General features: G+C 63.4%; 21 protein-coding genes. 12 read left to right on the top strand and 9 right to left on the bottom strand.

Translation table 11 applies throughout. The features are described from left to right. Positions 1-287: 287 nt before the first annotated feature. From PV760_RS11840 to PV760_RS11825, 4 genes are all read right to left on the bottom strand, one after another. Positions 288-1,541: an RNA polymerase sigma factor gene (locus PV760_RS11840; RefSeq protein WP_354627811.1), complete on the bottom strand. Its 1,254-nt coding sequence runs from the start codon at positions 1,539-1,541 to the stop codon at positions 288-290. Between the two features lie 37 nt (positions 1,542-1,578). After that, positions 1,579-1,998, bottom strand: a complete 420-nt coding sequence (locus tag PV760_RS11835; protein ID WP_018779633.1) for a YciI family protein — start codon at positions 1,996-1,998, stop codon at positions 1,579-1,581. A gap of 177 nt (positions 1,999-2,175) precedes the next feature. Beyond that, positions 2,176-2,733: a Clp protease N-terminal domain-containing protein gene (locus tag PV760_RS11830; RefSeq protein WP_018779634.1), complete on the bottom strand. Its 558-nt coding sequence runs from the start codon at positions 2,731-2,733 to the stop codon at positions 2,176-2,178. A 154-nt stretch (positions 2,734-2,887) separates the two neighbouring features. Then, positions 2,888-3,838 carry a 5'-3' exonuclease gene (locus tag PV760_RS11825; RefSeq protein ID WP_026267433.1) on the bottom strand — a complete coding sequence of 317 codons (951 nt, stop codon included), beginning with the start codon at positions 3,836-3,838 and terminating at the stop codon, positions 2,888-2,890. A gap of 167 nt (positions 3,839-4,005) precedes the next feature. Between PV760_RS11825 and PV760_RS11820 the strand changes: the two genes are divergently transcribed. The 8 genes from PV760_RS11820 (at position 4,006) to PV760_RS11785 (ending at position 13,865) form a co-directional block, all read left to right on the top strand. After that, a complete protein-coding gene (locus PV760_RS11820; protein ID WP_018779636.1) occupies positions 4,006-5,940 on the top strand; it encodes an FAD-binding monooxygenase in 1,935 nt (644 codons plus the stop codon). Positions 5,941-6,123: 183 nt separating this feature from the next. Next, positions 6,124-7,014, top strand: a complete 891-nt coding sequence (locus tag PV760_RS11815; RefSeq protein WP_354627810.1) for a MurR/RpiR family transcriptional regulator — start codon at positions 6,124-6,126, stop codon at positions 7,012-7,014. Between the two features lie 57 nt (positions 7,015-7,071). Further along, positions 7,072-7,977 carry an NAD(P)-dependent oxidoreductase gene (locus PV760_RS11810; protein ID WP_039241145.1) on the top strand — a complete coding sequence of 302 codons (906 nt, stop codon included), beginning with the start codon at positions 7,072-7,074 and terminating at the stop codon, positions 7,975-7,977. A gap of 27 nt (positions 7,978-8,004) precedes the next feature. Next, positions 8,005-9,552, top strand: a complete 1,548-nt coding sequence (locus PV760_RS11805) for an aldehyde dehydrogenase family protein (RefSeq protein WP_079581216.1) — start codon at positions 8,005-8,007, stop codon at positions 9,550-9,552. 11 nt (positions 9,553-9,563) lie between these two features. Further along, entirely contained in the window at positions 9,564-10,787 is a 1,224-nt protein-coding gene (locus tag PV760_RS11800; RefSeq protein WP_079581217.1) for an amidohydrolase, read from the top strand. Then, positions 10,784-12,160, top strand: a complete 1,377-nt coding sequence (locus PV760_RS11795) for a DUF3100 domain-containing protein (protein ID WP_018779641.1) — start codon at positions 10,784-10,786, stop codon at positions 12,158-12,160. The genes PV760_RS11800 and PV760_RS11795 overlap by 4 nt, the downstream gene beginning before the upstream one ends. Before the next feature lie 119 nt (positions 12,161-12,279). After that, positions 12,280-13,593 (top strand): MFS transporter, encoded by a 1,314-nt coding sequence (locus tag PV760_RS11790; protein ID WP_039241137.1) that lies wholly within the window; start codon positions 12,280-12,282, stop codon positions 13,591-13,593. Continuing rightward, on the top strand, positions 13,590-13,865 hold the full coding sequence (locus PV760_RS11785; RefSeq protein ID WP_018779643.1) for a hypothetical protein: 276 nt from the start codon (positions 13,590-13,592) through the stop codon (positions 13,863-13,865). The genes PV760_RS11790 and PV760_RS11785 overlap by 4 nt, the downstream gene beginning before the upstream one ends. On the opposite strand, the gene PV760_RS11780 is transcribed toward PV760_RS11785, so the two are convergent. Next, positions 13,851-14,204, bottom strand: coding sequence for a TraR/DksA family transcriptional regulator (locus PV760_RS11780; protein WP_079581251.1), 354 nt, complete (start codon positions 14,202-14,204; stop codon positions 13,851-13,853). The two genes, PV760_RS11785 and PV760_RS11780, sit on opposite strands and share 15 nt — an antisense overlap. A 6-nt stretch (positions 14,205-14,210) precedes the next feature. Next, positions 14,211-14,693 (bottom strand): pyridoxamine 5'-phosphate oxidase family protein, encoded by a 483-nt coding sequence (locus tag PV760_RS11775; RefSeq protein ID WP_055976131.1) that lies wholly within the window; start codon positions 14,691-14,693, stop codon positions 14,211-14,213. Positions 14,694-14,918: 225 nt separating this feature from the next. Between PV760_RS11775 and PV760_RS11770 the strand changes: the two genes are divergently transcribed. Then, the gene (locus tag PV760_RS11770) at positions 14,919-15,371 is read left to right on the top strand and encodes a hypothetical protein (RefSeq protein ID WP_179128346.1); all 453 of its coding nucleotides are present in this window, start codon (positions 14,919-14,921) and stop codon (positions 15,369-15,371) included. On the opposite strand, the gene PV760_RS11765 is transcribed toward PV760_RS11770, so the two are convergent. Beyond that, positions 15,368-15,991 (bottom strand): dihydrofolate reductase family protein, encoded by a 624-nt coding sequence (locus tag PV760_RS11765; protein WP_039241126.1) that lies wholly within the window; start codon positions 15,989-15,991, stop codon positions 15,368-15,370. The genes PV760_RS11770 and PV760_RS11765 overlap by 4 nt on opposite strands. Positions 15,992-16,087: 96 nt before the next feature. Then, a complete protein-coding gene (locus tag PV760_RS11760) occupies positions 16,088-16,483 on the bottom strand; it encodes a hypothetical protein (protein WP_039241123.1) in 396 nt (131 codons plus the stop codon). Between the two features lie 85 nt (positions 16,484-16,568). Here PV760_RS11760 and arfB point away from each other — a divergent pair, with 85 nt between their 5' ends. From arfB to PV760_RS11745, 3 genes are all read left to right on the top strand, one after another. Beyond that, a complete protein-coding gene (arfB, locus tag PV760_RS11755; protein ID WP_039241121.1) occupies positions 16,569-16,988 on the top strand; it encodes an alternative ribosome rescue aminoacyl-tRNA hydrolase ArfB in 420 nt (139 codons plus the stop codon). Positions 16,989-17,035: 47 nt separating this feature from the next. After that, positions 17,036-17,440: a RidA family protein gene (locus PV760_RS11750; protein WP_079581252.1), complete on the top strand. Its 405-nt coding sequence runs from the start codon at positions 17,036-17,038 to the stop codon at positions 17,438-17,440. A gap of 80 nt (positions 17,441-17,520) precedes the next feature. Beyond that, positions 17,521-20,145 (top strand): excinuclease ABC subunit UvrA, encoded by a 2,625-nt coding sequence (locus PV760_RS11745; protein ID WP_318257063.1) that lies wholly within the window; start codon positions 17,521-17,523, stop codon positions 20,143-20,145. A 1-nt stretch (position 20,146) separates the two neighbouring features. On the opposite strand, the gene PV760_RS11740 is transcribed toward PV760_RS11745, so the two are convergent. Further along, entirely contained in the window at positions 20,147-21,895 is a 1,749-nt protein-coding gene (locus PV760_RS11740) for a pyruvate dehydrogenase (protein ID WP_039241116.1), read from the bottom strand. Positions 21,896-21,967 lie beyond the last annotated feature (72 nt).

Below are 21,967 nucleotides of genomic sequence, written 5' to 3'. Positions count from 1 at the left end.
CAAAGAACACTGGCGCATCACCATCCAAAACGGCGTCCCCTGGTTCATCCCCCCACCCCACATCGACCCCCACCAAAAACCCCGACGCAACCACCACCACACACCACCCAAAACATGACACCGGGCGGGAAACCAGCATGCGGCCCATGACAAGACGTGACTATGCCGTGCATTAGACCTGGCTGGGACGTGCCTGCCTCTAGACCCGGCTGGAATTTCATTCTCCTGAGAATCCGGGACTGCGTCGGCCGGCAACACGGAATGATTCATCAATCCCGTGACTTCGGTCAGCTCTTACCGAGTTGCGCGATCTTTCGCTCCAGGGCAGTCCGTTCGGCTGCGTTCATGCAGCGGTCGAGGGCCAGTTTCAGAGATTCTTCGGCGTCTGCGTAGCACCCAAGCCGTGCCAGCAACTCTCCCTTCACTGTTGGCAGAAGGTGAGATCCTTCCAACTCGCCCCTGGCTGCGAGCGAATCCACGAGCTTCAGGCCGGCAGCCGGCCCTGCGGCCATGGCCACGGCCACCGCGCGATTGAGTTCAACGACAGGCGACCCGGTGAGCCGCCCCAGCGCTTCATACAGGACGACGATGCGTTGCCAATCTGTCTCGTCCGCAGTGCGGGCGATGGCATGGCATTCGGCGATCGATGCCTGCAACCCGTACGCACCAAGACCCCGTCCAGTGCTTAGCGCAGTCGCGAGTGCCGCCCTGCCGCGTCGTATCGCTGACTGGTCCCAGCGCCGTCGATCCTGGTCGGCAAGGAGTACCGGGTTCCCGGCCGCGTCGATCCTCGCCGGGAATCGGGCGGCCGTTAGTTCCATCAGCGCGAGTAGCCCGAATACTTCGGGTTCAGGCGCCAGCCGGACAAGCACCCGGGCCAGCCGCTGTGCTTCGCCAGCGAGTTCCGCCCGCATCCACGAGTCCCCCGCAGAAGCGAAGGACCCCTCAGTGAAGACGAGGTAGATGACGTGAAGCACGGATCCAAGCCGTTCGGGGATCTCGTCGCGCTCCGGCACGGCGAACGGTATATGGGCGGCCGCGAGGGTCTTCTTGGCGCGGGTGATGCGGGCCTGGACGGTAGGTAGCGGAACCAGGAATGCCTTGGCGATTTCATCGGACCCCATGCCACCAACCACCCTCAGTGTCAGGGCGATTCGCGCTTCCTTCGAGAGGACCGGGTGGCAGGAGATGAACATCAAGGCCAGGACGTCGTCATCTATCGCATCCGTGGTGAACAGCGCGTCCGCTCCTGCCGCCTCTTCAGTCAGCTCGCGGGCCAACAGCACGTACTTTTCGTCCTGAGCGGAACGTCGGCGGAAGGTGTCAATGGCCCGGCGTCGTCCGGCAGTCAGCAGCCAGCCCGCAGGTTCCAACGGAATACCCTTGACGGACCACGACACGATCGCTTCTGCGAGGGCTTCCTGGGCAAGGTCCTCGGCCAGCGGGAAATCGCCCGTATAGCGGGCAAGGGCGCCGACGATGCGGGCAGATTCGCTCCGCCACACTGCCTCGACGGCGGCCCTTGCCTCGTTGCTGCTCACGCGCGATGCCGCTTCCAGGGAAAAACCGGTCGGAGTTTCAGAGTTGGCCGGTCTGCTCGCGCCATGCACGTTCCTTTTGAATCCATTCGTTGTCCTGGGGGAACTCGTCGATGCTGGTTACGCGCCGGATTTCGGTTTTGGTGCCTGCTGTCATGGGCGCCCTCTTGGCCCATTCGACGGCTTCCTGTTTGGATGCGACATCAAGGATGTAGAAGCCACCGAAGAGCTCCTTTGTTTCACCGTAAGGACCATCAGTGACTACGGGCGTTTCGCCGGTGAAATCAACCACTACGGTCTCCTTCGGATCCTCCAGACCTTCGGCGGCCAGCAATACTCCCGCCCGGATCAGTTCGTCATTGAATTTACCCATGGCTTCGAGGATGTCGTTGAAGTCGATGTTCTCGAACTTGGCGTAGGAATCGTCGTCTGCCCGCATGATCAACATGTACTTTGCCATTTGGCTCAATCTCCTATGTTGTGGAAGGTCGCCCTTCGACCTTCTCACCCATAGGTCGAACGGTGCGAGGTCAAATCGACAAGGGTTCTAAAAAAACTTCCAGCGGCACGAAAAAAGGATCCCCCGGACAACTCCAGGGGACCCTTTTAGTGCCACAAAAGGGCTTGTCACGGCGTACTAGCGCCCGCCACCTCCGATAACGCCTGCCTCAACGGCCTTGGTTACGGCGTCGGCTTCTGCCTGCGTCAGCTTTCCGTCCGTCACGGCCTTGTCGAGCCGGGTTTTCAGTGCGGCAGCACGCTGGGCCTGCCCCTCAGAACGGATCTCTTCCAACGCAGTGGTGACCTTGGCTTCGTCAACGCCGAGCGCCGAAGCGAGGGACTTCGCCAACGCGGCATCGCGGGCCGAGGGATCCGGCTTAGTGCCCTCTGTTCCCTCGGCAGGCGGGGTGGTGGGCTTGTTCGCTTCGCGGAAGGCCTTCAGCGCGTCGGAGACTTTAGTCTCGTCCACACCGAGCTTGGTTGCCAGTTCGGACGCAATCTTGCCGCCGTCCCGTCCGTGTCCATGCCCGCCGGGCCTTCCACCCTGGTCCGATGGAGTGGTCGCATCAGCGGAAGATGTAGCACTCGGCGTCGGCGTGGTCGCTGCTGTGGCGATGCTGGTCACACCCAATCCGGCACCCAACGCAAGCGCTCCGGCTGCGACCCCCAGGGTTATTCTCTTGGTTTTCGACATATGCCTCTCCTCAATCCCTTGCTACGGGTGTTGTCTGAGGGACGGTCCAATGTGCCGTCCTCCTAACACGATGAGGGGCCAACCACAGACCATCCTGTCCCGTACCTATGACGAAGCTGTGAATGCATGTTGGTTCGGTTATCGGGCGGTAACGTCAGCGGACCCGGTCCAGCGCATCGAGGAGTCTTTTGACGGAACCACCCAGGTTCCAGTCGTTGGCCAGCTGCTCCAGCTCAGAGCGGGCAGCGCCCGCTACAGGTGAAAGTTCCGCGCCCGCTTCCTCCAAGGACGGCAGCTGCAGGTCGCGGACAACATTGACGACGGCGGGCGCAACCTTGAGGTAGTCCGCGGCACCTGACAGTTTGGCTCGGACGGAAGCCGACAAACCGCCGTCGGGATCCTCTGCCGCCTCCAGCAGCCCCTGCAGGGTGCCGTGCTCGCCGAGCAAACCAGCTGCGGTTTTTTCGCCGATGCCGGCCACTCCGGGAAGCCCGTCGGAAGCGTCGCCGCGGAGGGTGGCAAAGTCTGCGTACTGCTGCGGCAGAACCTTGTATTTGCCGACAACTACTACCTCGGTGACCAATTCCAGGTTCTTCATCCCGCGCGCTGTGTAGATTACCCGTACACCGCGCTGGTCATCGACGAGTTGGAAGAGGTCGCGATCGCCGGTCACGACGTCAGTGGGGAACGCTGCCTGGCTGGCGTAGGTACCCACCACGTCATCAGCCTCATGCTCATCGGCGCCCACCACGGCTATCCCGGCGAGCTCCAGTACTTTGCGGATCATGGGGATCTGCGCTTCGAGCGGATCCGGGACGACCTCGACGTCGGGGCCGTTCGGAACGATTTCCGCGACACGGTGGGACTTGTAGCTGGGAATCAGGTCAACACGCCATTGAGGACGCCAGTCGTTGTCCCAACAGGCCACCACGTGTGTGGCCTCGTAGTCCGTAACGAGGCGGGCGATCATGTCCATCAGGCCGCGCACGGCGTTGACCGGAGTCCCGTCCGAACGCCGGATGGAATCAGGCACACCGTAGAAGGCGCGGAAGTACAGGGAGGCTGTGTCCAGGAGCATCAGTCGAGGCATACCTGATCCTGACATGCCCCGGGCAAAAACCACAGGAACCCGTCTCCTTCCAGCGCTCTCCGTCAGATGACTTGAAGAGCACTGTGACCCGCATTACGATATAACGAGCGATAATAGAACAGCATGTTCGATTATCGAACACCAAGTCATTCCACCAGCCCACAAAGAAGTGAGGAAAGCCCGTGCAGTTCCACCACCACGGTTATGTATCAGGTGACCCGCGGGTCGAGCCGGCCGCCGGCGTCGGAATCAACCGGCCGTCAGCACTTCCGGATGAAGTCGATGTCCTCATCGTGGGCACCGGTCCCGCCGGGATGTTGACGGCGGCCCAGTTGGCCCAGTTCCCCGGAGTCACTACGCGCATCATCGAACGCCGCCCTGGCAGGCTCGCCATTGGCCAGGCCGACGGCATCCAGGCCCGGAGTGTTGAGACCTTCCAGGCCTTCGGGTTTGCAGAGCGGATCACAGCCGAGGCGTACCGCATCACCGAGATGGCCTTTTGGAAGCCGGACCCGGCCGATCACTCTCGCATCGTCAGGGCAGCCAGGGCGGTGGATGATCCCGCCGGGATCAGCGAGTTCCCGCACTTGATCGTCAACCAGGCCCGTGTCCTGGACTATTTTGCGGAGTTCATGGCGAACTCCCCCACGCGCATGGTCCCTGACTTTGGCTACGAGTTCCGCAGCCTGAAGGTCACCGGCGACGGGGACTACCCGGTTGAGGTGACCCTCGGCCACACCGCCGGTGCCGATGAGGGCCAGGAGCGGGTTATCCGCGCCAAGTACGTAGTTGGTGCCGACGGCGCCCGCAGCAAGGTCCGCGAATCGATTGGCTGCCATCTGGCCGGTGATCAAGCGAACCATGCCTGGGGCGTCATGGACGTCTTGGCGGTCACCGATTTCCCGGACATCCGGACGAAATGCGCTATCCAGTCCGGCAACGGCGGCAGTATCCTGCTGATTCCCCGTGAGGGCGGGCACCTGTTCCGCATGTACGTGGACCTCGGCGAGGTCGCAGCGGATGACCACGGGGCGGTGCGGAAGACCACCATCGAACAGATCATCCAGAAGGCCAACGACATCCTCCACCCGTACACCTTGGATGTTCGCAACGTCGCGTGGCACAGCGTTTACGAGGTCGGCCACCGCCTGACAGACAGGTTCGACGACGTCCTGCCGGAGGAGCGCGGAACGCGTACCCCACGGGTGTTCATCACCGGCGACGCCTGTCACACCCACAGCGCCAAGGCCGGCCAGGGAATGAACGTCTCCATGCAGGACGGCTTCAACATAGGCTGGAAGCTCGGTCACGTCCTCGAAGGCCGCAGCCCCGAAAGCCTGCTGGACACGTATTCCGCGGAGCGCCAGGTGGTCGCGAAGAACCTAATCGACTTCGACAAGCAATGGTCCACCCTCATGGCCAAGAAGCCCGAAGAGTTTGAAGACCCCACGGAGCTGGAGAACTTCTACACCAGCACCGCAGAGTTCCCCGCAGGTTTCATGACCCAATACGCGCCCTCCCTGGTCGTATCGGAGCCGCGGCACCAGGAACTCGCAACCGGCTTCCCGGTAGGCAAACGCTTCAAGTCCGCCCCTGTCCAGCGGGTCTGCGACACCAACCCCATGCAGCTGGGCCACCACGCAAAGGCGGACGGCCGCTGGCGGATCTACGTCTTTGCCGATGCCGCCCAAGCAGGCGCCGAAGGCCCGGTTGCCGACTTTGCCGAGTGGATCGCGAACGCGCCGGACTCGCCGCTGGCTGCGACGCCGTCGAACCTTGACCGGGACGCTTGGTTCGATGTCAAAGTGATCTACCAGCAGGACCACACCAACGTGGACATCAACGCCGTCCCCGCGGCATTCAAGCCGACCGTGGGACCGTTCAAGCTCACGTACCTTGAGAAGGTCTTCGGCGCAGATCCGGCCAACGACATCTTTGAGCTGCGTGGCCTCAGCCGTGACGGCGTCGTGGTCGTCGTCCGCCCGGACCAGTATGTTGCCAACGTCCTGCCGTTATCGGCGACGGCGGAACTTGCGGCGTTCTTCGCTCCGCTCCTTTCTGCGCGGCGCCCCGGGATTACGAAGGCGGATGCAGGGCTGGTGAGCAACCCGGCCTAGGGTGACGATAAGTGCCAGGGACCCCCACAGGGTCCCTGGCACTTGTCGTTTAACGCCCGCCCATGCCCTCGGGTGGAACTTTTACATGCCTGTAACGCAAACCACTAGCTGCAAACGAAATTGCAGAGTATGTTAATTGCAATCGAGATTGCCAAGTGATCTGCGTTACAAGGAGTTTGAGTAGTGACAAGCAAGCCAGACGAGTCGGGTCCCAGCACTGTGGCGCGCGAGCCTGTGGACCACGCCTGGCTGGGAGACGCACTTCCCAACGTCGCATTATCCAAGTCCCAGGCACGGGTGGTGGAGGTCATTGCACGCAATCCGCAGTTGTCCTCCTACGCTGACATCGCCGAAATTGCGCAGCGCTCAGACGTCAACAACTCCACAGTTGTACGCACCGCCCAGCGTCTGGGCTACCGGGGCTGGCCTGACCTCCAACGCGAACTTCGCTCCCGGTACCTGGTGATGATCTCCACCGAGGACACCCTCCTCGAGCACGGTGAACACCACAGCCCCCTCCACGACGCACTGAACCACGACATCGAAAACCTGCGGCTCACCCTTGACTCGAACACTTCCGAGGACGTGGAAGCCGCCATCGCCGCCCTGGCCTCGGCAAAGTCCATCACCACCATCGGCATCGGCTCTTTCGCCGGACCGGCAAGTGTCATGGCGCACCTCGGTTCCACCATGGGGTACCCCATTACCTTGGAAAACCGTGGCGGCGTACATCTCGCTTCCGCAGCCAACAGCCTCGGCCCCGGCGACGTGCTGGTGGTGGTCAATATGTGGCGGTCGGTCCAGCAGATCATCGTCACTGCCGAAGCCGCCAAGCAGTCTGGAGCCACCGTCGTCGCCATCAGCGATATGCGCCGCGGGCGCCTGGCCGCCGCGGCTGACCACCTGCTGATCGTTGCCTCCGAGGGGATCTCCTTCTTCCAGTCCGTGACGGCGGCCAATTCCATGGTCTACGGCCTTTTGGCCGGCATGGAAGCGGCGCACCCCGAACGGAGTCGATCAGCCATCCGGCGCACCCAGCAACTCTGGAAAGACCTGGACATCTACCTGGACTGACCCGCCCTGCGGCCACCACATTCTTCTTCCCCCCACAATCCCCACCTAGGAGCATTCATGAGCAACACCCGCCGCATCGCCGTCGTCGGCCTCGGATCCATGGGAGGTGCGATGGCGTCCACGCTGCACCGCGCAGGCTGGGACGTCACCGGCTTCGACCCCTCGGACGTTGCCCGGAACGCGGCTGCCGCAACCGGAATTTCCACCACGGCAGAACTCCGGGATCTAGCCGGCATCCCATATGCCGTGCTGTCCCTGCCCTCGGCCCACATTGTCGAGGCAACAGTGCCGGTGCTCCTCTCGGGACCCGGGACCATCGCAATCATTGACACCACTACCTCCGAGCCGGGCACGAGTACGTCCATGGCAGCGCTGGCGGAATCCCACGGCGCATGCTTTGTGGACGCGCCGGTCTCCGGTGGACGCGAAGGCGCAGCCACCGGGACTCTGAGCGCGTTCGTTGGAGCAACGGACACAGCTGCCGCGGCTGCACAGCCCGTCCTCGAAGCCCTCACCGGCGGAAAGTATGCCCGCATCGGCGGGCCTGGCAGCGGAAACGTCGTGAAGCTGTTGAACAACATCCTGGCCGCCGCCAATCTGGTGTCAGTGGGCGAGGCGCTCGGCGTTGCAAAGGCCTACGGAATCGATCCCGCAGTGGCCGCCGCGAGCATCAGCAATGCCTCCGGGGGCAGCAAAGTCTCCTCCGCGATGTACCCGAACTGGATCCTGTCCGGCACCCACGACTCTGGCTTCTCCCTCGGCCTGATGGCACGGGACGCATCCCTGGCCGTCGACATCGCCCGGCAGGTCGGCGAACAGCCGGAACTCCTGGCTGCCGCGGCCGATCAGTGGCAGGCCGCCCTGGCATCCCTCGGCCCGGCCGCCGACTTCACCGAAATCGCCAGGACCGTAGCGCCCGCTGTTACCCCCGCCGGCGCCCCCGGCACCACGCACATCGCATAGCGCCCCCAGCAACAGAAGGACATTACCTTGAGCATCACCACAGCCCCCGCGGCTTCCTCCACCGCAACAGCCCGGACCGTCCTGGACTCCGCCTTCCCTTCAGGGCTTGGCGCGTTCGTCGACGGCGAAGTGGCCGCCGGCTCCGGCGCTTCCGTCACCCTGACGTCAGCGGCCACGGGCGAAGCCTTTGCCACCTATGCCGACCCTGGCACCGAGGGCGCCGATGCCATCCTGCAGAGCTCCGTCCGGGGCGCAGCGGCGTGGGGATCGCTGAACGGCTTCGATCGCGCCGCCATCCTCCGCAACGTCAGCAGGATGGTCGAAGCACACACCGAAGAACTGGCGATCCTCGAATCGGCCACCACGGGAAAGCCCATCCGCGACGCCCGCGTTGAAGCGTCCAAGGTAGCTGAAATGTTCGGCTACTACGCAGGCTGGGCCGACAAACTCACCGGCCAGACCATACCCGTGCCCGGCCCGTGGCACACCTACACGGAGCGGGTTCCGTGGGGCGTCGTCGTCGCCATCACGCCATGGAACGCCCCGCTGTTCACGGCCGGTTGGAACTCAGCCGCGCCGCTGGCGGCGGGCAACGCCGTCATCATCAAGCCCAGCGAATTCACCCCGGCTACAACCGTGCGGCTCGCACAGCTGGCCCACGAAGCCGGCCTTCCCGACGGCGCATTCAACGTAGCCGTGGGACTCGGGCAGACAGTCGGAGCCACTCTCACGTCCGATCGCCGGGTCGGCAAAGTCAGCTTCATCGGTTCGGTTCCCACGGGCCGCCGGGTTGCCGTAGCCGCCGCGGAAGCCGGAATTCCAGCCCTGTTGGAGCTTGGCGGCAAGAGTGCCAATATCGTCTTCGCCGACGCCGACCTCGAGCGCGCCGCCGACGGCGCCATCTCCGCCATCTTCTCCGGCGCCGGGCAATCCTGCGTCGCAGGGTCGCGCCTACTGGTCGAACGCAGCGTTCACGCCCGGTTTATTGACATGGTGGCCGAACGTGCTGCCCGGCTTCGGGTCGGGGATCCACTGGACGCCGCCACCGAGGTGGGGCCGATTATCACCGCGCCCCAGTTCGCGACCGTCACTTCGCTGATTGAACAGGGAATGAACGACGGCGGCCGCAGGCTCACGGGCGGAACGTTGCCTGAGTCCTTGGCCGGGTCGTCTCTGGCTGGCGGCCACTGGGTCATGCCGACGCTGTTGGATGGCGTGACACCGGCAAACCGCCTGGAGACCACTGAAGTCTTCGGACCAGTAGTCGGTGCCGACGCCTTTGACACGGAAGCCGAAGCAATCGCCCGTGCCAACAACACCAACTTCGGACTGGCCGGCGCTGTGTGGACCTCGGACGTTTCCCGGGCCCACCACATCGCCCGTGAGGTGAAGGCAGGGACGTTCTGGATCAACTCGTACAAGACCATCCACGTTGCCGTTCCCTTTGGCGGTTTCGGCGATTCCGGCCACGGCCGATCCTCCGGGCCCGGCGTATTGGACGAGTACACGCAGACCAAGGCGGTTTGGGTTCCCACCCGGGCAGCCGGATCCCCCTTCCCGTCCCTGTCCTACTAGCAGGAAGAATCATGGAAATCACCACTACGGCCTCATCACTTCCGCTGCGTCAAGCCTTGGCGGACGGCGTCACGGCCTGGAAACCCCGGGTTCAGGCACTCTCGCAGGAGCTGCATGCCAACCCCGAGATCTCCTTCCAAGAAGTCCAGGCCGCAGAGTCAATAACCTCCCTGCTCGCCGAAGGCGGCTTTGACGTCACCCAAGGAACGTCCGGGCTTCCAACAGCCTTCACCGCCACCGCGGGAACCGGTGAACTCACCGTTGCCCTGTGCGTGGAATACGATGCCCTGCCCTCAGTGGGTCACGCTTGTGGCCACAACCTCATCGCGGGAGCATCGATAGCTGCGGCACTGGCCCTGCTCCCCCATGTGGACGAACTCGGCATCACGTTGAAGGCGATCGGCACGCCGGCCGAGGAACACGGAGGCGGCAAAGTGCTGATGCTGGAGCGGGGCGCCTTCGACGGCGTCGGCCTTGCTTTGATGGTCCACCCGGTCCAGGACGGCGTCACGTACAACCCCGCCGGGACAACGGCTCAAGCAGTGGGCCGTTACGAGGCCGTGTTCACCGGAAAGGCTGCCCACGCGGCTGCCGCCCCGCATCTGGGCGTCAACGCCGGGGACGCAGCCGTGCTCAGCCAGGTGGCGATCGGCTTGCTCCGCCAGCAAATTCCGGGAGACCACCGTATTGCCTGTTACGTGGCGGAAGCCGGACACGTCACCAACATCATTCCGGACCATGCCGTGGTTCCGTTCGAATGCAGGGCCTTCACGCTCGCGGAGTACGAGGCACTGCTCGAACGGGTCAAGCGCTGCTTCGAAGGCGCCGCACTTGCAACCGGGACCACCCTGGAGATCACGGCGGCGGAACCGCTCTATGAGCCGCTGATCCAGGACGGCGAACTTGCCGCACACTGGACCGAAGCCATGGACGCGTTCGGCAAGGACACTTCCCCGGCGGCAGGAATGGGCGGCGGCTCCACGGACATGGGCAACATCTCCCAGGTAATTCCCTCCTTGCACCCGTGGCTGAGCATTCCAGGAGCCAACGTCCCCATCCACTCGCACGGCTTTGCAGCTCTTGCGAACACACCCGAGGCATACGCCGTGATGTTCGAGGCAGCCACCGCGCTGGCTTGGACTGTGGCGGGTGCCGCAACCAATCCCCAGCAGAGAGAACGCTTCGTCAATGCGGCCTACCGCAGTGAAGCCCCGATCCAGGAAGCAACATCATGAGCACCAGCACCGAAACCGCGCGGACGGACAAAGCCGGAACACGGCTTACGCTTCCCATTGCCGCGCTGGCGTTTGTCATCGCCCTTGCGGTCCAGTTCATTGGCCAGGCCAAGATTGATCTTGGCATTGGCGCGATCATCATCTTCCCCATGGTGTGGGGACTTATCCTCGGCCTGTTGGTCTCCATCCAGAAGTTCAAGCCGCTCGGCCTCGACCTCCAGCGCGTCGCGGCGGCCCTGGTCGGCGTCGCGGTTCTGCTCCTGGTGGCCAGGCTCGCCTTCAACATCGGGCCGAGCCTGCCGAGCCTCATCAAGGCCGGCCCCGCACTGCTGCTGCAGGAAGTGGGCCACTTGTTGGGAACCATCGTGTTGGCGCTGCCCCTGGCCGTACTGCTTCGCATGGGTAAGGCAACCGTGGGCGCAACTTTCTCCCTTGACCGCGAGCCCTCCTTCGCCATGGTCTCGGAGAAGTACGGCCCGGATTCCGATCAGTACCGCGGCGTCCTGGCCATGTACGTCTTCGGCACCCTGTTCGGTGCCATCTTCATCACCTTGCTGACCTCGTTGGTGGCCAACTGGAAGATCTTCGATCCCCTGGCCCTGGCCATGGGTGCGGGCGTTGGTTCCGGCTCCATGATGGCGGCCTCGGCGGCGAGCATCATCGCAGCCTACCCGGGCGACCAGGAAGCCATCCTGGGCATGGCCGCCGTCTCCAACCTCATCACCACCATCCTGGGTGTCTACGTTGGCATCTACATTGCCTTGCCCGTGGCCGACCGCTTCTACAAACTGCTCACGCGCAACAAGGAACCGCAGAAGGTTGCCGCCGGCACGGCTGTGGCTCCCCAAACCCGCACCGCAGCTGAGGTCGAGCAGGACGAGGTCCAAGCAGAAGAGAACCGCCGCTTCCGCGAAGAAGTCGCTAAGTCCTCGGCTGCCATCAAGTTGCCGTTGTGGCTTTCGCTGTCCGTCCTGACAGTGCTGGGCATCGGTACCGCATCGGTGGCCGCCAAGGGCCTGAGCCTGTCAATCATTGCCGGCTACGGCATCATGCTCGCCTTGGTGCTCGTCAGCTTGTTCCTGGCAAAGGTCACCAGGAAAATCTCTGCCATAGTCTTCATCACCACCATCGGCGCCTACATTTCCAGCCCGTGGTTCTTCGGTGCCGGCGTCTTGAATGAGGCTGTGAAGACCGTGGACTTCCTGTCCATCGCCACAGTGATGCTGACGTTGGCCGGGCTCTCCCTCGGTAAGGACATTCCCCTCCTGCGCAACATCGGCTGGAAGATCATCCCCGTGGGCCTGGTCGCCATCACTGCGTCGTTCATCCTCTCCACAGTCATCGCCGAGTTCGCCTTGGGACTCTGGCACTGACAAACGGCTTCGGCCCGGATCCCCGCCTCGTGCGGGGATCCGGGCCGCTTCTGTCAGCGGCCGAAAGCTGACTGCAGACGGATCTGGCGGAGCGAAGCAAACGGGGCGAGAATAGGCACGTGGCCCCTCCACGCGCCCGCGGGACCGGCGACACCCTGAACCAGGACGCCCGCAAAATCCAACGCGTCTACCTCACATTGACGCTCGGCAATACGGTTGCGGCGTCTTTCATCTGGGGCATCAATACCCTGTTCCTGCTGGACGCCGGGCTGAGTAACCTTGAGGCCTTCGCCGCCAATGCTTTCTTCACAGCCGGCATGGTCCTCTTCGAAATACCCACTGGCGTAGTGGCCGATGGCTGGGGACGGCGCACGTCGTTCCTTCTGGGGACCGTCACGCTGGCGGCATCCACCTACTTGTACTACCTTCTGTGGCAGATCTCGGGTGCTTTCTGGATGTGGGCTGTGGTCTCCGTCCTCCTGGGCCTGGGATTCACGTTCTTCTCCGGGGCCGTTGAGGCATGGCTTGTTGATGCCCTTCGTTTCTCCGGCTATGAAGGCGGACTTGAATCCGTACTTGGCCGGGGCCAGATGGTCCAGGGCGTGGCGATGCTTCTGGGTTCCGTGGCCGGCGGCGTGATCGCCCAGGCCACCAACCTTGGGGTGCCGTTCCTGCTCCGCGTCGCGGTGCTGCTTGCCATGTTCGCCGTCGCCTTCGGACTCATGCACGACGTCGGCTTCTCACCGGAGCGTTCGACGCACCCGCTACGGGCTACCCGTGCCGTACTGACGGCGTCGATCGAGAACGGGCTGAAAAACCCGCCCGTACGATTCGTGATGCTGGCCGCGCCCTTCAGTGCCGGCGTCGGCATCTATGTCTTTTATGCGTTGCAGCCCTATCTTCTTGACCTCTTCGGCGACCCGCAGGCCTATTCAATCGCCGGTCTTGCCGCCGCGATCGTGGCCGGCTCGCAAATCCTTGGCGGTTGGTTGGCACCTCACGCCCGGAGCCTTTTCCACAAACGCACTTCTGTACTGATCCTGGGCGGGACGGGTGGCTGCGTGATCCTGCTGGTCTTAGGGATCACCCACAGTTTTTGGATCGCCTTGGTACTGTTGGCGCTATGGGGCGTGGTGGGATCTGCCGTCACCCCGGTCCGGCAGGCGTACGTGAACGACATGATCCCTTCCAAACAGCGGGCAACTGTCCTCAGCTTCGATTCTCTGATGGGCTCGAGCGGTGGCGTCGTCATTCAGCCATTGTTGGGCCGTGGCGCAGACCTGTACGGATATCCGGCGTCGCTGGCCATGGCCGGAGTCATCGAACTGCTTTCCGTGCCGTTCCTGTTGGCGAGCCGCAAGCAGGGCGCAGCGGCAGACCGGTCCAGCACTCCCGATTCCAACCCGAACAATGAAAGCGCGGACACTACGTGATCTCACTGCACCAGGACGCCCAAGGCTTCATCCGCATGAAGCGGCACTTCCCATCAAGCGTTACTGTGGCCATCGAGTTCACCGACGGAACTCGGGAAATCTTCGCCGCAAGCCGACTCAACGGGATCTTTGATGAGGCGTTGGCGGCCTACAGGGCTGGAAACCACCTCGACGCCAAAGGCTTCAAGCGCGGGCCCGTCAAAAAGCAGCAACAGGGAATCGAATTTGTCCAGGTCTCGCCGGGAATGGGCCAACCTCTACCTTCGCCCTGAGGCATGGTCAACGCAGAACGGCGTCCATGGCCTGGCTTCAAGCCGGCCTTCCGGGATGTCCACCCCACAGACTCCACAGCGGCCATAGGTGCCGGCGGCGATCCTCGCCAGGGCCGCATCGATGTGCTGGAGGCCCTCCTTGCTTTGGTCAAGGAGGGCGGACGCCTGCGACAGCTCGAAGGCTATGGTGCTGCCCTCCGGATCATGTTCGTCGTCCACATTGGAGTCCTGGCGGGCGGCATTGACCGACGTGATGTCGCTCCGGAGATCTGAGAGCAGCAATAGCCTGCGTTCTCGTTCTTGCTCAAGGACAAGCCGGAACCGTTCCGCGTCAACCATGTCGGCTCACAGTTCCACGGTGTCACTTTCGCCCACGCTGAAGCGTGAGTTGGTTACTTTGGACTTGACCCACTGGAGTACCGTGGCTGCGGTACCACCGGGGCTGGTCCAGTATTCAGCGGAATCTGAATCCACGTGCAGGAGGCAAACCTCGGGAGTGTCAGGGCCGTCAGGGAACCACGCCTCCACAACCTGGTTCCAGAGCTCATGGATTTTTGCGCGGTCCGTGACAACCTCGGCAGTTCCGGCGACGGAGACCCACTCCGTATTCTTGCCGAAGGAAACGTTGACGCGGGAATCCCGGCGTATGTGGGCAACCTGGGAGGTGCCCAGTCCTGTGAAGAACCACATGTCGCCGTCGTCCTTGACGTCCTGGACAGCCAGCGGCCGGCTGACCAATGCGCCTTCTTCATTGATGGTGGTCAACATCCCGATCCTGGAATCGTTGATGATGCCGGTGACTTTGCTGATGCCCTGCTCTTCAGTCATATTCCGCTTCACTTCCTTTTCCTCTGGGGACTTTCCCCACCCGGACAGCCTATTAGTAAGTTTCCTTATTTACTAGGCGGCCGTGTAAAAGCCAGCACGGAGAACAAGAAGGGGACTTCTTGGGAATCATGACGGCGCCCCATCCGTTCTGTTGATAAGAGGCGTGCCGACCGCAAGCCTGCCCGGCATCGGGCGAACATCGTACGAGGAAGTTTGGGGACTGCCATGATGTTGAATGAAACCATTGCCCACCTCCGTGCCGCGCACCTGATGGTCCGGGACGCCGAGGAATGGGACGCCTTGTCGACAGCCCTCACGGACGCCTACAGCGCCAACGATGAAGACCTCATAGAGCAGCTCCAGTCCCCGTTTCTGCAATCATGGCGGACGGTCACGCGGTATGTCCTCCGAGACACCTTCGACAACGCCGGCATCTCTGTTGCCGAGCCCAACGACCCATGGGGCATCGCGATTCTGACTTCACGCGGAGTGACTGCCGAACCCGTTCTCTGCACAAAGGCGCCGACAGGGCGCCACAGCGCTTTCGAAGCGCCGGCCAGTCCGGTCGCCGGGGCTCTCTCAGGCCTGCGCCTGATGACATTCCCGGAGACCATGGACCACTACGCCGAGTCCTTAAGGCCTTTGTTCAGCGAACTGGATGCCCGGCAGGTCGGTTAGCCTCCACCACCTCTGCCGAGTGGAGTATCGATAACGCGGGGAACGTACTCCAACATTTGAAGCCGGCCATCAAACGTCCGGCTCTCCACCATGTCCAAAGCAACATCCGGGTACCCGTCGTAGATCCGCTCGCGGCCGGTCTTGCCAGTGATCACCGGGAAGACCACCAGACGGTATCTGTCCACCAACCCGGCTGACAGCAAGGATCTGCACAGACTCAAACTGCCCAGGGTGCTTAAGGTGCCGGTACGCGTCTGCTTCATTTCCCTTACCGCTTCCACGGCATCCCCGGAGACGAGTTCGGAATTCGGCCAGGCCAAGGGCTCTTTCAAGGTGGAGGAGAAAATGACCTTGGGAACGGCCGCCAGGCCCGCCAGGCTGTCGCCTTCTTCCTTGGAAAATCCGGAGTCCGCCTCGCCCGCCTGCCCGGACATGCCCGACATGAGCCGGTAGGTATTCGCTCCCATGAGAGTGGTGACGTCCTTCTTGGCCTCTTCATCGAGCCAGGCAAGGTATTCCGGACCCTCAAGGCCCCACCATCCCGGCCACCCCTCGGCCGAGGCATAGCCGTCCAGGGAAATAATCAGATCCACCAGCAGGGTTGCAGTCTGATCGCTCATGGCAGTCCTCCCGGTACGGCGGTCAACGAAAGCACGCGAACGAAAGCCCGCGCGCAAATGCTAGCCCCGCGCCGGACAGCCGTTCAAGGGGGAACGCTAAAGTGCCACCAGTACGAGTCCTCCGAGCGTGCTGACAATTCCAATGCCCGTGAGGATCCACCCCAGGATCAACACTGTATGGTCGAACCGCGGCGGCTCCAGCGAACACCGTGAGGGATGGCAGGCATCGTAGTGAACCACCACGGGACCGGAATCAACCCCGCCCTCCGTGGCCGCAACGTCCAGCAGGACCTTCCGCTCCTCCTGGTCCTGGTCCATCCACTGCAGCCCCAGGTAGCCTCCGGCAGCGAACCGCTCGCCGTCGGCAGTGACCCATGTGCACCGGCGTCGGGCGATGATCCATGCCCAGACCAGCAAGGGCACGCCGGGGACGAACCCCACCCACGTCATCATCTCCAGGATGGGGCCCAGAAAATCCACAGGCCCGGTCATGACTCGATCCTAGAGGGGGCAAGTGAACATCGGGTATTCGGCGGGGTGGAAGTCCGGGCCCGGGCAGACGTGCAAGGCTTGTTCAATGGACCTGGAAATCTCCCCATCCCTGACGATTCCTTCATGGGAGCTGAGCTGGCGGTTCTCGCGTTCTTCAGGGCCGGGCGGCCAGCACGTCAACACCACTGACACCCGGGCCGAGCTGACGTGGGATGTTGCTGCTTCTGCTACTTTGACCGACGAGCAGCGGCAGTTACTGCTCAAAAGCCTGGCAAAGCGTCTCGTGGCCGGCGCTGTTACTGTGACCGCTTCCGAGGACAGATCACAGTTGCGGAACCGTGAGCTCGCGCTCGCCAAGCTGGCCGGGCTCATCAGGGCTGGATTGGTTCCCGCGACGGTCCGGCGTGCGTCCAAGCCCACCCGCGGTTCGGCACGCCGTCACCGGGTGGCCAAAGAGCACCGATCCGCAACCAAGCAACAACGACGGCGGCCTGCCGCAGATTAGTGCGAACTCCCCTGTTGGTGAACGGATCCTGGTGGGACCATACAGTCATGGCACCCATACAGCGCATCCGTCCCGAGGGGCTTGTCTCAAGCCCGGCCTTCAGCCACGTTGCCGTGGTTCCGCCGGGCGCGACCACCATCTACATCGGTGGGCAGAACGCCGTTGACGCCAGTGGAAGGCTCATTGGCGAAGGGGACGCGGCCATCCAGTCCGCGCACGCCCTCGACAATGCTGAAACCGCCCTGCAAGCGGCAGGTGCCAGCCTTGGTGATGTCATCCAGTGGAATGTCCTGTTCGTTGACGGAGCCGACCTCGCGGCAGGATACGGGGCAATTGCGTCCAGGCTTGCCTCAGACGAACCACCCTTGGTGACCGCGGCCTTTGTCGCCGGGCTGGGTGTACCCGGCGCCTTGGTTGAGATCAGCGCTGTGGCCGCCATCGAGCGCGACTAAGACCGGCGGCCGGCTATGCCTCCGGCTGCGCCCCAGGCCGCATGGGCCACACAGTCCGTCAGGCCGATAGAGTCGTACCAATGGACAGTAAACTGACAATCGCCAGCGGGACCGAAGCCGCCCAACCGCCCCTGAACTCCGGCGACCTTGACGGTGGTTTCGTCCAGGTGCGCGGAGCCAAGGAGAACAACCTCCGCAACGTGGACGTCGATGTTCCCCGCGACGCTATCGTGGCCTTCACTGGAGTGTCGGGATCCGGAAAGTCCTCCTTGGCTTTCGGCACAATCTTCGCCGAGGCCCAGCGACGCTATTTCGAATCCGTCGCCCCCTACGCCCGACGCCTGATCCAACAGGGCCACAACCCCAAGGTTGAGTCAATCACGGGGCTGCCGCCCGCCGTCGCGCTTCAACAACGCAGGGGAACGGCAACCGCCCGGTCAAGCGTCGGCACGCTCACAACACTGTCCAACTCGCTGCGGATGCTCTTCTCACGTGCAGGCAGGTACCCGGAAGGGGCAAGCCAGCTCGACTCCGACGCTTTCTCGCCGAACACGGCCGCCGGCGCGTGCCCCGAATGCCACGGCCTGGGCGTGGCCCACACCGTAAGCGAGGAATCCCTCGTCCCCGATACGTCCCTGAGCATCAGGGACGGTGCCATCGCAGCGTGGCCGGGAGCCTGGCAGGGCAAGAATCTCCGCGACATCCTCAGCCACTTGGGATACGACGTCGATACGCCGTGGAAGAAGCTCCCCAAAAAGGACCGCGACTGGATCCTCTTCACCGACGAACAACCGGTGGTGGAAGTGACGCCGCAAAGGGATCGTGTGGCCAAGCCGTACAAGGGCCGTTTCTGGAGCGCGAAAAGCTACGTCCTGCACACCCTCGCGGATTCCAAGAGCAGCACCATGCGAGACCGCGTACTTCGTTTCATGGAGACGGGACGGTGTCCCATGTGCGGAGGCAGCGGACTCAGGCCGGAAGCGTTGGCGGTAACTTTCGCAGGCAAGACCATCGCCGAACTCAACGCGTTGCCCATGACCGAACTGGCCCGTCTGATCCGTCCCATCACGGAGGCCACCTCGGCCAGCACAGCATCCCGTACCCAGACCTCCGGCGAGACCAACGAGGTAGCAATCGCCATAACCCGCGATCTCCTCAACCGCATCACCGTGCTGCTGGATCTGGGCCTGGGGTACCTCGCCTTGGGCCGTCCGACGCCCACCCTCTCCCCCGGCGAAATGCAACGCCTCCGGATCGCCACGCAGCTCCGCTCCGGCCTTTTCGGCGTGATCTACGTCCTGGACGAGCCCTCCGCAGGCCTCCACCCGGCCGATGCCGAACCGCTCCTCGCCGTGCTGGACACGCTCAAAAGCTCCGGTAATTCGGTGTTTGTGGTCGAACACAACATGGACTTCGTTCGCGCCGCTGACTGGTTGGTGGACGTGGGGCCGCACGCCGGCGAAGGAGGTGGCCAGATACTTTACAGTGGCCCTGTGGCGGGGCTGGAGGCTGTGGCGGATTCCGTCACCCGCCCGTTCCTTTTCCCTGACGGCGCCAGCGGCGACCGAGCCAAAGAAGCGGCCGACGACGGCCATGTCGCCACCGGGACCGGACACACGCCCCGGGAAGCAAAGGAAGCCCGGGCAGCCAGGGAAACCACCAACTGGCTGCAGCTCAAGAACGTCCACCGGCACAATCTGCGGAACCTGGACGTGGATTTCCCGCTGGGCGTGATGACGGCGGTAACGGGCGTCTCGGGATCCGGGAAGTCCACCCTGGTCAGCCGGGTACTCGCAGACGTGGTGGGCGCCGGGCTCCATCCGGAGTCACCCGGCGACGCCGGTGCTGGTGGCATCGAAAACCTGGCCGTGGACGCCGGGGCCGCGGACGCGCCGGCATTGGTGTCAGGCCTTCACCAGCTCGACCGGCTGGTCCAGGTCGACCAAAAACCCATCGGCCGGACCCCGCGTTCCAACCTGGCCACCTATACCGGGCTGTTCGATGGGGTCCGGAAGGAATTCGCGGCCACCGACGACGCACGCGCCCGCGGCTTCGGAGCCGGCCGGTTCTCTTTCAACGTAGCCGGTGGCCGCTGCGAAATCTGCCAAGGCGAAGGGTTCGTGGCGGTGGAGCTCCTGTTCCTCCCCGGCAGTTACGGCCCGTGCCCCGAATGCCACGGTTCGCGGTTCAACCCCGAAACACTCGAGGTCACCTACCGTGGGAAGAACATCGCCGACGTCCTGGGCATGACCGTCAATGCCGCAGCTGCCTTCTTGTCCGATCTGCCGTCCGTGTCCCGCAGCCTGCAGACCCTCAAGGAAGTTGGCTTGGGATACCTGCGGTTGGGTCAGCCCGCAACGGAACTGTCCGGCGGTGAAGCCCAACGCATCAAACTGGCCACCGAGCTCCAACGCGTCCAACGCGGCCACACCCTGTACCTGTTGGATGAGCCCACCACCGGCCTGCATCCCGCCGACGTCCAACTCTTGATGGCGCAGCTTCACAGACTGGTCGATGCCGGCAACACGGTAGTGGTGGTCGAACACGAGATGGACGTGGTGGCCGGGGCGGATTGGGTCATCGACCTGGGCCCCGGTGGCGGCGACGCCGGCGGGGAGATCATGATCGCAGGGCCGCCGGCCGTCGTCGCGCGTTCCACTTCGGGACGCACGGCACCCTACCTCGCCGCCGCCCTGGGCCAATAGGCTAACGCCGGGGAATGTTCCGGAGATTGCTGCGTGCCATGCTCACAGCTTCTCCGGCGCCCCGGTTCAGGACCACCTTGGACATGGCCGTGGCGAATCCAATGACCTGGGATCCGGAAATCTTCGGCGGAATGGACAGCGCATTGGGGTCGGTGATGAGTTCCACCAAGGCTGGCCCGGGATGGGCGAATGCGGCGCGGTAGGCACCTTCAATGTCGGCGGGGTCCGTGACCCGCACGGCGTGGAAGCCCAGGGCCTTAGCCACCGCGGCGTAATTGGCGTCGGGAACATCCACGCCGAAGTCCGGCAGCCCATCCACCAGCATCTCCAGCTTCACCATGCCCAAGGTGGAGTTATTGAACACAACCACCTTCACAGGCAACTGGTGTGCGGCCACGGTCACGAGCTCGCCGAGCAGCATTGAAAGGCCTCCGTCACCGGAGACAGACACCACCTGTCGCTCCGGATAGGCCACCTGGGCGCCGATGGCATGCGGAAGCGCGTTGGCCATGGACCCATGGAGGTAGGAGCCGATGAGGCGACGGGTCCCCAGGGGATTGATGTAGCGCGCCGTCCAGACGTTGCACATGCCGGTATCGGCGGTGAAAACCGCGTCTTCGGCCGCTACCTGGTCCAGGAGCGAGGCGGCATATTCCGGGTGGATGGGTTGTTTCTTTTCCACTTTGCGGGTGTAGGCCCCCACCGCCTTGTTCATCAGGCGATCGTGCTTCTTGAGCATCTGGTCGAGGAAGCGGCGGTTCTTCTTGGGCCGGACCAGTGGCAGGAGGGCGTTCAGGGTAGGCAGCACGTCACCGTGAACGGCAATGTCGACGTCGGTGCGTCGCCCCAGGCGCTGCGCCGCCCGGTCCACTTGGGCTGTCCGGGTGTCCGGAAGGAACTGGTCGTACGGGAAGTCCGTCCCGAGAAGGATCAAGAGATCCGCGTCCTCGATGCCTTCCGCCGCAGCTCCGTAACCCAGCAAGCCCGTCATGCCGATATCGAACGGGTTGTCGTACTGGACAAAGTCCTTGCCCCGCAACGAGTGCCCAATGGGCGCGTTGATCAGCTCAGCCAGTGAGATCAATTCGTCGTGGGCGCCCGCAACGCCTGCTCCGGCGAAAATGGCCACCTTTCCGGCGTCGTTAATGGCATCCGCCAGCTCGCGGACACTCGCCTGGTCAGGCACCAGACTGGCGGGACGGAACGTCGCCGGAAGGGGCGTCGGTGCTGCCGCCTCAAGATCTGCAATGTCGCCGGGAAGCGTCACGACGGCCACTCCCCCCAGGCCAACCGCATTCTGGATGGCGCTATGCATGACACGTGGAGCTTGCTCGGGGGTGCTAATGAGCTCGGAGTACACGGAGCACTCGTTGAAGAGCCGGTCCGGGTGGGTCTCCTGGAAGAAGCCGCTGCCAATCTGCCTGCTAGGAATATGTGACGCAATGGCCAGGACCGGAGCGCCGGTGCGGTTGGCGTCGTACAGGCCGTTGATCAGGTGAAGGTTGCCTGGACCACAAGATCCTGCGCAGACGGCCAGCTTTCCCGTTAGTTGCGCTTCAGCCGCAGCAGCAAATGCAGCCGCCTCCTCGTGGCGGACGTGGATCCAGTCAATGCCCCCGTTTTTCGAGCCGCCTGTCTGACGGACAGCGTCAACAATTGGATTGAGGCTGTCGCCCACGATTCCATAAATCCGCTGCACGCCCGCAGCTTGGAGTTGTTCGATGAGTTGGGTGGCAAGTTCTTTGGCCATGCTGTGCAAGCTCCCTCAATTGTGGTGGTGGGCTGACATGGCCAATATAGTCGGCCAGCCTCATCAACGCCT

This window comes from Paenarthrobacter sp. CC6 (assembly GCF_040560085.1).
In the GTDB taxonomy this organism is placed as follows: Bacteria; Actinomycetota; Actinomycetes; order Actinomycetales; family Micrococcaceae; genus Arthrobacter; species Arthrobacter nicotinovorans.
Note: the sequence above shows the minus strand (reverse complement) of the source record. Positions and strands in the feature narration are given on the sequence as shown.